The sequence below is a fragment of the Gilvimarinus gilvus genome (assembly GCF_030518155.1).
GTDB classification, from domain to species: Bacteria; Pseudomonadota; Gammaproteobacteria; order Pseudomonadales; family Cellvibrionaceae; genus Gilvimarinus; species Gilvimarinus gilvus.
Window position 1 is genome coordinate 84,257 of the sequence record NZ_JAULRU010000215.1, and the last position, 13,580, is coordinate 97,836.

Genomic DNA, 13,580 nt, shown 5'->3' on the forward strand with positions numbered 1-13,580 from the left:
CTACTCATCTATTTTCTCTTGCAGCTTAGCTGCAGACATGGGCCTGCCATAGAAATAGCCCTGTACATACTTTACCCCCATATTATGCAATTGCGTCGCTTGTGCCAAGTTTTCCACACCTTCTGCAATCACACGCAAACCGGCCTTATTCGCAATACTGACAATATTCGGGATTATGGACGAGCGAATTGCTCCTTCTTCAACATCCATCACAAACGTACGGTCAATTTTTAAATAGCTACAATGAAGCTGATCAATATATTTTAGATTTGAATAACCGGTACCAAAATCATCAATTGCAATATCGAACCCAGCTTGGCTAAGCTTATACAAAACCTGATGAGCTTCTGACCCTTCAAATTCTTCACTCTCGGTCAACTCAATAGTCAGCTGGCCTTTCCAGCCAACTACCAGAGGATTTTGAAGTAGATCCAAAATTTTCCCATTGGTAATGTCCCTCGGCATAAAATTGAAAGCCACGCTAATTTTATCCTCCAGATCATTTTCTCGGATTTCATGCAGCGCTTTTTCAATCATATTGATCGTAAATGGCCAAGAAAGTCCTTGGCTGGCTACGACGGGTATAAACTGGTCGGGGTAGAGATCACCTCTGGCATCTCTAAATCGCGCCAATACTTCGCACCCGATAACCCGTTGACTTTCGAGTTCTACTACAGGTTGCACAAGTGGGTAAAATGCGTCCGCCGCAACACCTCTCCGAACCCGATACTCTATGGATTGCCTGTGATTTAGGTAGCGGCGAATGCGCACATAGGAAAACCAACCAAACAAATAGGCCAGTAGAACGATGAGGCCCGTAGTGGGCAAATTGCGTGCAAGGTAAGTATGAATATCGCTCAATACATTAACGCAGTAACCAAAATTATTACACTGTTCAACCCGGAACTGGCCGAAGTACTTATGATTCACAGTGGCTTCACTATTAAGGATAAGTCCTGCGGCATGGTGTCTAACACCGCCCAGAAAATGGACCAGCTCCCAAGGGTAAGGCAACTCAACAAAATTTTCCAAACTGCGAGGATCGACTACCAGGACAAAATGACCCCGCCTAGCCATTGCCACATCGTGCATATTGCCGAGCACGGGCCAGTCCTGGTTTATTGATATTTGTGCACCTCGTATCGCCACGTAGGTAATCTCTGGCAGTGCTTTTGGCACTGACAGTACACCTGCAGTAGCTGTACACAGTATGTTACTACCATCGGTAAATGCGATATCGCGAATGTGCCAGGTTAAAAACAGCTCCGAGCGCATTTCTTGTAACTGCTTGGCACTACAGGGAACCGAGTAGCTGTTTTCCAGGCGCTGCCAGCTGGATTGAGCATCGCGATTGAGATGATCCATTAATTTGTATATCGACTGACTTTGGCGCGTCATATCCCAGCGCATTAGGTGCGTGCTAGCAGCATAGAGGCCGATAACAATGATTATTGCCAGCGCCGTGCTGAGTACTAACGAGTAGACATGAATACGCGACATAGTTAAGTGCTTTGCAGCAAATCATTTATTGGTTAGGCATTTGAGTCTTAGGCTTACAACTATAAAGGGTCCTAGCAGGCTCTTCGTACAAAAGCCGTATTAATTGCGTCCATGCCTATGCAGTTTAGCAGATTATTCCTTGCCCACTGCGCCTCAATGACTATTTGCAATTAAGGTACTAACTTCAGCCTCCGCTTCCAGACATGGGGTGTAAATTCGCCCCATATCTGGATGATAGGCGAGGGTTTCGCTATCAGGAACCTCCGGTTGTAGTCGCACTAACTCGCCGGTATTTATGTTTACCCGCATAATGTCAGACTCCGAGCACTGCACCCCCACCGTAAAGTAAAGATATTCAGCTTTAATCGCCAACAACTTACTGTTTGCAGGCAGTTGCTCGGCCAGTAATCGTTGCGATGGCCCGTCCGCGTTCAGGCGCCAAACGCCTGGCTGGTCCACATTCTGATAGTAGACGACGCCACTCATACCAACGGTGCTTGCAACATCGCCAAAGGTAACCTGGGTCCACCCTTTATCGTCAGCAATGTAACGCCACAAATTTTTCACATTCATATGGCGTCGTTCAAAAATCATATCTTTGCTATCGGAGCTTACCGACCAGGCTCGGCCAACCCCCCGGGCACTGGTTAGCTTTTCCACCAAGCCGGAAGCGAGCTGCATCGTGAATACGTCCGCGCCGACATTGAACGTGAGCGTTTGACCCGGAACCTGCCAGTTGAGGTTTTCCAAAGAAGCTCCATCACGCTCGTATAATATAGTCGCCCGACTGTCCAGCGTCTCAGAGTTTTTGTTGTCAGTTAATACCTTAAGGATTTGCGCAGTGTCCTGATGATGACGCACCAAGATCAGTGCCGACTCCCCTATGTCTGGCAGAACCTGATCTATATGCCCCTTTTTCTCAAGTAGCGATACTCTCGATGAATCTTGCAGCCACAACTGATCCGTCATAGATGTACCAAGGTAGACCAAGCTATCGCCGTCTTCCTCGAAATGAGCGCTTGAAAGCGCTCGATCGGTATCTGGTTTTTTAACGGTTTTGACAGTACCGTCGCGGTAGTAAATCTTCCAGTCTCTGTGGTTTTTCGTGACCAGCACGCCACTGGCATCGGGCAACCAACTTATTTCAGCCGCACTGGCATCGATCTGAAAACTTTGGAATCGCTGCTGATCTTCATTCAAAAAATCCAATTGCAACCCGGGCTCAGCAGGCGTCAACAATGCAGTGAAGGATTGGTGGACTTGACTGTTTATTGGATTGACTGAAAATTCAAGGGCGCGCACTTGTTGCAAATTCTGCGTCGCTAAGGCATACCGATAACGATTGCGCACGGCTTTCGATCCGGATCGCGCGACAAACTCTAATACGCCTTCCTGCCACCAGGTCACACTATAAATATCACCGTACCAATCACTAAGCCGATGTTTATCCAGCAGAACACGATTTTCTAAATCTAACTCATAGACATGTAGCGTTAACAAAGAAGCCTGTGAACCAAATAATGGAACACCCTTAGCGCCCAGGGAGTCGCGCTCTACCACGGCAAGATACCGTCCATCGGGCGACCATTGCAGTAGTGACCAGCGCCTTGCACTGCGCGCTATCGACCAGATATCTCCATTCGAATTTCGCACCAGCACTTGATGTTGCGAACCTGTAACGCCTATCAAGGCGATATAGTCTTTACGGGGGTGAGGAACAACTTCTGCCACCTTATCGACATTCAATGATAACGTAGATCCTGCCGTGAACTGGGTGCTGTGCGAAACTCCCCATAGCCAGCGATCTTTATGGGCAAATCCATAGGTAATAAGTAGGGCGCCAACCAGTGCAAGGATTAAACCTGAGAAAACAACCTTCGAGGCAAGTAAGTTAGCCAAGTTACGCCATAAAGAAGACGTATTGGGCTGATACGCGTCGCGTAGCCATTCTGGCTTTCGAATTAACTGGTAGCCCTTTTTTGAATGATGCTCAATATAAATTTGATCGCCAACCAAAGCGGCAATGGCTTTCCGCAAAAAGGTCATACTTTTCTGCACCGAACTTTGCGTAACCACCCGCCCCGACCACACCTTGTCCATCAGCTCATCGGTACTGACAACGCGCGGATGCTGCTCCGACAAATAGGATAAAACTGCCATGACCTTGGGCTGAACACTTGCTGTGCTAGCCTTTGTACAAAGCTCGTTTCGGGCGGGGTAAACGGTGATATCGCCAATTCGAAAAGCCGTGCTATCGTCACCTTTCATTGTCTTGAAATTATCCAGAGTTTAGTCATTTTTATATTACTGAGAGCCGCGTCCTACCTTCGGCTTACAGTCTCAACACCAGAACAATTTTGCCCCACAAGCCTTTAACTAGCAATCCGATGCAACACTTATAAAGCTCTATAAATTATTGAAAATTATAGACTATTTTATGGTAAGGAAATGGTAATCACAGTTTCAGCGATTGGTACGGATATTTCTCTCAACGTTCTCTAAAGTAAAGAAGCCTTGAACAAGTAGCAATAACATTAAAACACAGGTGAGAATATGAAAAATTATGAAAGTATGCGAGCAGTTGTATTTGTAGCCTTACTAACCGGGTTTAACTCTTTCAGTTATGGCGAAGCATCCACCGAGGTGTACCTGAATGAGAACATCGGCTTTGACGTGGAGGGCTTTAAGTACGAGCAAGAGCAATACCCCTGCGAGGTCGATAAACATCTGGTTAAACAGATCGTAGAGCAAAGTAAGGCTCAACATCTGGCGATAGAGGCAACCGATACCAAAGGGGATATCTACGATCAAGGGATTCCTGTACTGGCTATCGACATAAATGCTCTGGTACTTGGCGCTGATGAATACAACTATGGCGCCCAAACCCATAGTAATTTGCCCAGTGTCAAAGTCACTAGCGCCTTGATTGACAAAAACCGTTTTAAGAATGGTTATGTCCAGGCTAACCACAGCTGCGCTATAGCGTCGTTAAAAGAGTTTACGCCAAGCTCAGACATATTGGATATGGGCGTAAACGTTACGGTGTGTGGCGCTGTCGAGAAGTGTTTAAAAGACCTCAGCAAAGATGTGGTGCACTGGACTCAGTCACAGCTTAAGTAAATCGTGCGGCCGCTGGCTAACGAAACAGCAGCGGCCAGGAGCGCTCTTCGCAATTGTCATTACACAGCTCGAGGATGAGATAGGCCTCCTGTGGGTACTGATCAATAAAGACACTTAAATTATTGCGCTGCAGAACTTCGCCGTTTTCGCGACAAGTGAATTGATTTTCTGAGTCATAGTGGCAAAAGAAATCAATATACTCCCCGCTAGTGCAGTGGTCGTTGTTCTCTACGCCGCATTCCTCATCGACCAGGTTCAGATCGTCGTCAGACAGTATATCGTCTTTGCTGACAAACAATTTGGCATCAAAAATCAACGCGCCCTCGGCCCGCCACTCAATCCACACCGATTCACCCGGATAAATATCGGTGCGATCCACATAAAAACTCTCGAACTCGACGTCCAGTGGATTATTTATAGCGTTTAGTACGGGATCATTATTACCGCCACAACTGGCGAGACAAAGTAGCACCATTATTACCAGTAAATACTTCATGCTCTCACCTCACTTCTTTTACACGAGCGCCGTCACGCCGCATCCAATATCCTACTTTTTGCGTCTACTGTCTTTAATACTGCCGGCCAGAAGAGGTCAAAATGTCTGTTTACATGATAGTTCATATTATTACAGGGACTGTTGCGGTTTGCAGTGGGTTTATCGCGCTCTTTTCCCTCAAGGGCTCAACCATACACCGTATCGCCGGCCGCACTTTCTTCTTTTCCATGCTGATTATGGCATCCTTGGGCGCCATAATTGCCCTGCAGGTAGGCATTCTAATCGCAACCATAGCCGGTGTTTTCACCTGCTATTTGGTTCTCACGAGTTGGGCAGCGATTGCCAAGCCTGCAACCGCACCGAAGCGCATCAATCAATTGGCCCCGTGGGTTGCCGGGGGCATAGCCGTGGCCGGTATTTATTTGGGACAACTCGCCAGTGCCAGCTCTGACAACATGCACGCCGGTTACCACGCAGCCTCCTATTATTTTTTTGGCGGGCTTGCACTATGGACAGGGCTTTTTGATACCTGGATTTTGCTGCGCAGGCAAACGCTGGGGTTTTATCAGCGTCTGATTCGTCATTTATGGCGCATGTGTTTGGGTCTATTTTTAGCAGCCGGCTCGCTGTTTACCGGCCCTGGTGCACAAGCCTTTCCCGAGGCATGGCAAGGCAGTGCATGGCTCAGTGTTCCCGAAAATACGGTTTTGCTGGTTATGTTGATTTATATATTGCTGTTAACTTGGCAAAAATGGCGAAGGTATCGCGCGACTGACGCCTAAAATATGTTAAAAAACGGTATCTAATTTTATACCGGCCTGCATTATGTCTGTTCAGCGTTTATTTATCCTCGCGATGGCGATCGTCAGCAGCAGCGCCTCGGCCGAGTGGATCAGCGAGCAGGCCGAGATTATGGGCACCCGGGTAAGCGTGACCCTCTGGCATACCGATCAGACGAGAGGCCAGGCTGCCGTCGACAAGGTGATGACGGAAATGCGCCGCATCGACAACGCCTACAGCCCCTATCGACCCGACAGTGACCTGTCGCAGATGAATTCGATGGCAGGACAAAGCGGCGCACCGGCACTATCCATTAGCCCCGAGATGACCCAGCTACTCGACAAATCGCTGTTTTACGGTGAACTAACCAATGGTGCCTTTGACATCACATTCGCCTCTCTCGCCCGCCACTATGACTATCGCGACAAGAAAACACCGACCGAGGCCCAGCGCCAGGCGTTGCTTCCCGCCATTGATTTCCGCCATATCACACTGGATCGGGAGCAGCAGACAGTGCGCTACCAACACCCCGCTGTTTACGTTGACCTCGGCGGTATTGCCAAAGGCTACGCTGTCGACCGTGCGGTATCACTGTTGCAGCAGCAGGGTATAAGCCAGGCCAGTGTGAGCGCCGGTGGCGATAGCCGTGTGCTGGGCAACCGGCGCGGCCGCCCCTGGATGGTGGGTATCAAACAACCGCGAGGCGATGCAGGCATTGCCATCACCCTACCGCTAAGCGATACCGCCATTTCGACATCGGGCGACTACGAGCGATTTTTTATCAACGACTCGGGTGAGCGTGTGCACCACATCGTCAACCCACAAACCGGGAAAAGTACCGATACGTTGGCCAGCGTCACCATATTGGGACCTAGTGCATTTGACACGGATGCTCTTTCAACCAGTGTGTTTGTACTGGGGCAAGAGCGCGGCTTGGCTTTGATAGAAAGCCTGCCCAACTTCGATGCCATTATTATCGACCGGGCCGGGCAAGTGCATTACAGCTCGGGGTTAATGCCCCCACAATAGTGGCGATACGCTCCATACACCGACTATTAAACCGAGCAAGGTGATAGCTTTCACATCTCGCAACGGCGGATCACACTACAATAGCGTCAGTCACTGCGCGCTGCGCCACAATTGATTAAACTAGCGAGTATATCGCTGGGCGCACAACGTGCCCCCAATTCCACAGGAAGCAACTATGATCGGCCTGAAGATCAGCTCGAACCCGGCAACCCGCCCGCGCAAGGCGCCCCTACGGTTACTGGCACTGGCCTTAGCGCTGTGCGCAATGCCTGTTTCGGTAGCGGCTCAGCCGGCAAATGCCAATGACCTGGCCGATAACGCTGAGGCACTCAAGCAACAATCGTTACAATTGAATCGCGACCTGCTCATCTTAGAGGAAGAGCTACTGTTTCCCGCCAGCAGTCAAATGGCCGTGTACCTATCGCTGGATGTGGGCGACTACTTCGGGCTCGATTCGGTAAAAGTTAAACTCGACGATGACTTTATCAGCAGCGAGCTCTATACCAAGCGTCAGGTAGACGCGCTGCATCGCGGCGGCATTCAAAAACTGTACGTGGGTAACCTGCGTCAGGGTGAACACGAAATCAGCGCCTTTTTCACCGGTATTGGCCCCAATGGGCAAGCCTACAAACGCGCCACTAGCATCACCATCGAGAAAACTACGGCCCCACTGGTACTGGAGCTAAAGATTGTCGATTCCAGCCAGAAATTGCAGCCGGTATTTGATATTAAACAATGGGAGTTGTAACCCTCTATCGCTCCATGTTTGTCGCCGTGGTGGCCCTAGCAGGCGGCACCCAGGCCGAACCATTGCCGGCAGCTCAGGACTTGGGCTACGGAGAAAGCCTATACCATTACTACCTGGGTGATTTGCCCCAGGCACTCACCACACTCGACCTCGCCGAAAGCCGTGGCGGTGTCACCGGACATGAACACTACCCGCAACTGATGCGCGCCGGTATGCTGCTGGCTTTTGGTATGAAAGATCAGGCGCAACAGGCATTCAGCGAGCATTTAGGGCAGGGCGAACCGGCCAGAGTGCAGGACACCGCAAGACTTTATCTGGCCCGGTTGCAATATCAAGCCGGTGGCTACAAGCAAGCGGCCGCAAACCTGAGCGCGATAAATGATGCACTACCCGCCGAGCTCTCCGAAGAGGCGGCCCTACTGGCCGTAAACCTGCGCATTGCCCGTCAAAGCGCTCCCAGCCTGAACAGCGTCGGGGACTTACTCGAACCACTGGCCGACAACCCTCACCTGGCCTTGCTTAATCTAGGCAACAGCGCCGCTCGCGCCGGCGACCCAATTCGCGCCCAATCCTACTACCAAGCGCTTCTCGAGGCCGATCCCCCCGAGCGGCGCGAACGCAGCCAAGAATATCTGGCGCTACGCGACAAAGCCCTAACGGCACTGGGCTACACTTACCTGGGGCAGAAGGACTACGCCTCTGCCAAAGCCGCATTTCGACAAATTCGGCTCGATACCGCGCTAGCCAACCGGGCACTGCTTGGCTACGGCTGGTCAGCGGCAAGTTATCACGACTTTGTACTCGCGCTAAAACCCTGGCAGGCGCTGCGCCAGCGTTCACTGACCGACCCGGCGGTACAGGAGTCACTGTTGGCGGTGCCCTGGGCCTATGAACAAATGGGATCTGGCGGAGCCGCGCTGCTCGCCTATCGCGAATCTGAAACACTGCTCACCGACAATCTGGCAGAGATAGACGCCCACCTGGATGAGCTCACCAGTGACGCGCTGCTGGCCTATCTGGCGGCTGTGGGCACAACCGAACAGAGCGCCATCCGCTCATTTACAGGTCAGCGCGAAGCCGCCAATGGCAACTGGCTGAGCTTGCACAGCACCAGTATTATCGGCAGTGATTTGACCTATTTTGACTCGCTGCTGCGCGACGACGCACTGCAGCAACAGGCGCAAAGTCTGCGCGATCTTCTGACTTTACAGAGCCGCCACCAAAACTGGCAGCGCAAGCTTGCTATTTACACCGAACTGATTGAGCACAAACGCGCCAGGCGGGCAGAGCGCGCCGAGGCTCTGGCCGATTCGCAGTTGCTACAACAACACCAGGTTCTGCAGGCCAAGCGCGACCGTTTAGCCGGTCAACTCCAGGCTATTGACGCTAATGACGAGTCTCTGGCCCTCAGTGACGCATCCACGCAAGCGCTGCGAAAGCGCTGGCAAAACGCTAACAGCGCGCTGCACGCGCTCGACGGTCAGCAGCGTTTGCCTTTCGCGGCTAAAGAGAAAATGGCTTTTTTTAAGGGTGTCCTTCAGTGGCGCGCCGACCAACAGTTTGCCGCCCAGCGCTGGCAGGTACAAAAAAACCTCAATACGATTGATCGCACCCTGCGCAGCAGTGCCGCAGCCAGCGGGCGTATTGAGCGTTTGCTGGCACAAGAACAAGACTTGCAGGGCCAATTAAATCGCCTCAACCAGGCCCGCCAACGCAACAATCAGTTACTCGAGCAACAGCGCGGCGCCATCGCCGAGCGCAGCGCAGCACTCACATCAACACTGAGGGCACACCTGCAAAGCCATCGCGCCCGACTCAATGACTATCTGGCGCAAACGCGCCTCAGTGTCGCGCGCCTGCTGGACGACGCCTACCGCACTCGACCTCAGCAAGACGGCCCACAATTGCCCGACGTGGAGCCGCAATGATGTTGCCTAAACGCTTAACTGTCGCCGTCACACTCGGACTATTAGCCGCCTGCGGCCATCAACCGCTAGACGATGTGGGCACAACCTTGGCCGATCTGCCTGAGGCGAATCTACCCGCTGCTGATTTAACCGTAAGCGCCGAAGATTTGGCCCAGATCGAAGCGCAATATCGCTCGGCGCTATTGGTCGCCAAGGACCCACAAGTGCGCCATCACATTCAGGTGCGCCTGGCCGATTTAGAAATGGCCCGCAGCGAACAGGCCCAACAAGACGCGCGCACTCTAACTCAATTCTTCGCAAAACCCATTGAGCACTACCAAAACTTGGTGGATGACTATGCCGCCAATCCGCAAACGTCGGTCGCCAGCGCACCCGATGCACTCTATTACAAGCTGGCCAAGGCCCAGGCACTGGAGGGACGCACAGAAGACGCGGGCGCTGTGTTAGACCAACTGGCCGTGCGATTTCCCGACTCGCCCTACCTGCACGAAGCGCAGTTCCGCCGCGCCGAGCGCGCCTTCGCCGCCGGCGACTACGCAGAGGCTGAAGCTCTCTACCGCGAGGTAGCGGTCAGTCCCACCACCGCCTTTGCCGACAATGCGTTGTACATGCAAGGCTGGTCGGCCTATAAGCTCGGTAATTATGAGACGGCTATGGGCAACTTTACCCAGCTGCTCGACCAAAGCTTTGCCGCGGTGCAATTGCCGGGGCAGGTGGCCACCGCACTGGCGCGCATGGATGCGAATGAACAAAATTTGGTGGATGATACCTTGCGCGTACTCAGTTTTACCTACGCCAATCTCGACGGCGCCCAGAGCATTGTAGAACACCAACAAGCCATCGGTACCCGCCCCTATCAGTACCTCCTGTATCGCCAACTCGGTAAGCTCTATGAAACTCAGGAGCGCTACCTCGACAGCGCCGATACCTACGCCCGCTTCGTCAATAACAACCCGGACGCCGACTTGGCGCCGGACTTCACGATAATGGAAATTGACGTCTACCAGCGCGGCGGCTTCCCGTCATTAATCTTGCCGGCGAAACGCTCGTTCGTCGATCGCTATGGCGTCTACAGCCCATATTGGCAGGCGCGAGCCGGCATACCGCAAACCACCAGCGCGCTGGAAGCCAAACAGGTAGTGCGCAGTAAAAAGCCGCGCAACATGAGCTCAGAAGCACTGGCCAAACTTAAGCTCTACTTGAATGAGCTGGCCCGCCACCACCACGCCGAAGCGCAACGTTTGCAGGCAAGCCTCGGCGCAGGTGGCGAACTGGCGCCGAGCCGGGCCGATGTCAATCGCGCCTACGCAGAGGCCGCTGACTTATACCAGCAGTACATTGTTACCTTCCCGGCAGATCCGGCCGCGGGCGAAATGAACTTCCTTATGGCTGAGGCCTATAGCGAAAGTGGGCGCACACTTTCGGCACTCACCGCCTACGAAACGGTCGCCTTTAACCGACGCGACCCAGCCTACGGCAGTGAGGCCGGTTACAGCAGTATTTTGCTGGCGCAGCAGTTGGTGGAAAAATCAGCGGCGGGGGAATCGCTTGAGCTTAGTGGCGCCAACCAAGAGCCTGTACAAAGTCAGCTCTGGCAGTGGCAAATGCGCAAAATCGAAAATGCGCTTAAATTTGCCGAGTACTACCCAAACGATGAACGCGCCGTGCAAGTGCTGGCCGCCGCCGCGCCAGAATTAATGTACCAGGGGGATTTAGCGCGCGCCTCAGTCGTCGCCCGTCAAGTCATCACCTGGCAACCGGTACCCGAGGGGCCATTACTCTACAGCGCCTGGTTAACGCTGGGCCACGCGGAATTCGATCAACAGCTCTACGCCGAGGCCGAAGGCGCTTATTGGCGCGCGCTGGAACTGCACCGCGATTGGGGCGATCAGCCCGGCTCACCCAGCGCCAACGAACTGCGTGAGCGTATCGCTGCCAGCATTTATCAGCAAGCTCAGCAGTCATTGGCGAGCGGTGACACCGCAACGGCTATCGCCCAGTTGCTGCGTATTGACAGCGACCTGCCCAATACCGAAATCGCCAGTACGGCTTTGTTTGACGCAGGCCATGCAGCGCAAACCGCTGGCAACTGGGCACAGGCCGAAGCGCTGCTGACCCGCTTTGCCGCCAATTACCCAAATCACGAGCTGGCCGCGCGTATTCCAGCCAAATTGATTGTTATTTACGAAGCCATGGGTGCCTGGGAGCTCGCGGCAGGGCTCCTGAGCCAACAATCTGGCAGCGAGGACACCGAACTGGCCCGCCAGTCTTTGCTCACCGCCGCCGAATACTACGATAAGGCCGATAATTGGGAGGAAGCGCGCAATCATTACCGCGACTACGCTCACACCTATCAAGAGCCTTTTAGTGACCGCTTGGAGGTAGAGCTGCGCTTATCTGAGCTGTACGCTGAAGCGGGCGATGAATCCAGCAGGGACTTCTGGCTGCGCCGTCTGGTTCAAAGTGGCCGGCAAACACCCACCGAGCGCAGTCGCTACCTGGGCGCTAAAGCTGCTGCCACTTTGGCCGAGGCGCCGTATTCGAATTTTCGCAACATCGCCCTTACGCTGCCCATCAAGACAAGCCTCAACCGCAAGCGTGCCGCGCTCGACAGCGCTCTGGCCGCCCAGCGCCAGGTACTTGATTTCAAAGTGGCCGAATTTACCACACAGGCAAATTTCTTTATCGGCGAAATCTACACCTTACTCGCTCGCGACCTGATGGCGTCGGAGCGCCCGGATGGACTTAACGCGCTGGAGCTTGAGCAGTACGATATTCTGCTGGAAGAGCAGGCCTACCCGTTTGAGGAAAAAGCCATAGAACTGCACGAGGCCAATGCAAGACGCAGCTTTGATGGGCTGTTCGATGATTGGGTCGCGGCGAGCATCGACTCACTAGCCAAAATGCTGCCCGCGCGCTACGGCAAACAAGAAGTCACCGTGGAGGCTCAGCGTGAACTGCATTAACTCACTGCACAGCCTCGCCCTGGCGACCATTGTCACATGCCTGTTTGCCGGTTGTGCGACAACACCCGAACCCGAGCCGGCGTCAGAAACACAACAGGCTGACGCTACCTCAACCTTTATCGCGGCACTTCCCCCCGGCCCCGTCACACTGAACCCTTACCTGGACACCCCGGGCCCTAAGGTCAGTCGCGCCCTGCGCAATGACTTTGCGACCGCCCTGGGCTATATGGACGACCAAAACTGGAGTCAGGCACGCCAAGCGCTGCAGGCCATTGTCGCCAATGCGCCTGAGCTATCCGCCGCATGGCTCAACTTAGGAGTTGTCTGGGTCAAGTTGAACGAACCGGGGCAGGCCAAAGCAGCTTTTGGCCGCTCGCTCGCCGCCAACCCGCTCAATGTCGATGCCTACAACCATCTGGCAGCACTCGAGCGCCGCGAAGGTCGCTTTGACGAAGCCGAAAAACTCTATCAGGACGCACTCGCGGTATGGCCCCATTCGGTAGACAGCCACAAAAACCTCGGCATACTCTACGACTTATATCTGGGCAACTGGCCGCAGGCTTTGCTGCACTACCAGGCGGCGCAACATATTATTGAGCAAACCCAAGGCGAGCCGGACCGAGAACTGGCCGGCTGGATTATTGATTTGCAGCGCCGCATTGCCGCAGGAGGGCAGCCATGATTCGCTTACTCGCAATTGCCGGGCTTACCCTTGTGCCACTTTTCAGTAGTGCGCAAGAAGACCGACTGGAAAGCACCATAACGGGCAATCAAGAGCAACCGCAGGTGCTGTACATTGTTCCCTGGCAAACTCCGGAAAGCCCGACCCTTAAATACAATGTCGTGCAAAGCCAATCAGCCAAGGTCTACGAACACCTGGAACGCTCAGAGCTCAAGCGCGAACTCAGTTGGTTGGAACTGATCAATGAGGAAGACTCGGCAGAAAGTGAACAAGATCACACAGAAAGCTCGGGCGAGTCACCACCTACGCCCGCTGAATAATGCATAATGCG

At 53.2% G+C, this 13,580-nt stretch carries 11 protein-coding genes; 8 read left to right on the forward strand and 3 right to left on the reverse strand.

The window, feature by feature from the left end; genetic code table 11:
- Together QWI17_RS02050 and QWI17_RS02055 are read right to left on the reverse strand one after the other, a co-directional pair.
- Positions 1–1,500, reverse strand: a complete 1,500-nt coding sequence (locus QWI17_RS02050) for an EAL domain-containing protein (protein WP_302720823.1) — start codon at positions 1,498–1,500, stop codon at positions 1–3.
- Positions 1,501–1,653: 153 nt separating this feature from the next.
- A complete protein-coding gene (locus QWI17_RS02055; protein WP_302720824.1) occupies positions 1,654–3,768 on the reverse strand; it encodes a winged helix-turn-helix domain-containing protein in 2,115 nt (704 codons plus the stop codon).
- A gap of 285 nt (positions 3,769–4,053) precedes the next feature.
- Between QWI17_RS02055 and QWI17_RS02060 the strand changes: the two genes are divergently transcribed.
- The gene (locus QWI17_RS02060; RefSeq protein ID WP_302720825.1) at positions 4,054–4,620 is read left to right on the forward strand and encodes a hypothetical protein; all 567 of its coding nucleotides are present in this window, start codon (positions 4,054–4,056) and stop codon (positions 4,618–4,620) included.
- 16 nt (positions 4,621–4,636) lie between these two features.
- Here QWI17_RS02060 and QWI17_RS02065 read toward each other — a convergent pair whose 3' ends face one another.
- On the reverse strand, positions 4,637–5,116 hold the full coding sequence (locus tag QWI17_RS02065; RefSeq protein ID WP_302720826.1) for a hypothetical protein: 480 nt from the start codon (positions 5,114–5,116) through the stop codon (positions 4,637–4,639).
- Between the two features lie 101 nt (positions 5,117–5,217).
- On the opposite strand from QWI17_RS02065, the gene QWI17_RS02070 reads away from it, so the two are divergent.
- The 7 genes from QWI17_RS02070 to QWI17_RS02100 all read left to right on the forward strand — a co-directional run bounded on the left by QWI17_RS02070 (position 5,218) and on the right by QWI17_RS02100 (position 13,569).
- Positions 5,218–5,898 (forward strand): hypothetical protein, encoded by a 681-nt coding sequence (locus QWI17_RS02070; RefSeq protein ID WP_302720827.1) that lies wholly within the window; start codon positions 5,218–5,220, stop codon positions 5,896–5,898.
- Positions 5,899–5,941: 43 nt separating this feature from the next.
- Positions 5,942–6,925, forward strand: a complete 984-nt coding sequence (locus QWI17_RS02075) for an FAD:protein FMN transferase (protein ID WP_302720828.1) — start codon at positions 5,942–5,944, stop codon at positions 6,923–6,925.
- Between the two features lie 175 nt (positions 6,926–7,100).
- Complete coding sequence (locus QWI17_RS02080) at positions 7,101–7,673, forward strand: AraC family transcriptional regulator (protein WP_302720829.1); 573 nt, start codon at positions 7,101–7,103, stop codon at positions 7,671–7,673.
- Positions 7,661–9,601 (forward strand): hypothetical protein, encoded by a 1,941-nt coding sequence (locus QWI17_RS02085; RefSeq protein ID WP_302720830.1) that lies wholly within the window; start codon positions 7,661–7,663, stop codon positions 9,599–9,601. The genes QWI17_RS02080 and QWI17_RS02085 overlap by 13 nt, the downstream gene beginning before the upstream one ends.
- Positions 9,598–12,567: a tetratricopeptide repeat protein gene (locus QWI17_RS02090; RefSeq protein ID WP_302720831.1), complete on the forward strand. Its 2,970-nt coding sequence runs from the start codon at positions 9,598–9,600 to the stop codon at positions 12,565–12,567. Before QWI17_RS02085 ends, QWI17_RS02090 begins: the two co-directional genes overlap by 4 nt.
- Complete coding sequence (locus tag QWI17_RS02095; RefSeq protein ID WP_302720832.1) at positions 12,554–13,249, forward strand: tetratricopeptide repeat protein; 696 nt, start codon at positions 12,554–12,556, stop codon at positions 13,247–13,249. Before QWI17_RS02090 ends, QWI17_RS02095 begins: the two co-directional genes overlap by 14 nt.
- Entirely contained in the window at positions 13,246–13,569 is a 324-nt protein-coding gene (locus QWI17_RS02100) for a hypothetical protein (RefSeq protein ID WP_302720833.1), read from the forward strand. The genes QWI17_RS02095 and QWI17_RS02100 overlap by 4 nt, the downstream gene beginning before the upstream one ends.
- The last annotated feature ends 11 nt before the right edge of the window (positions 13,570–13,580 follow it).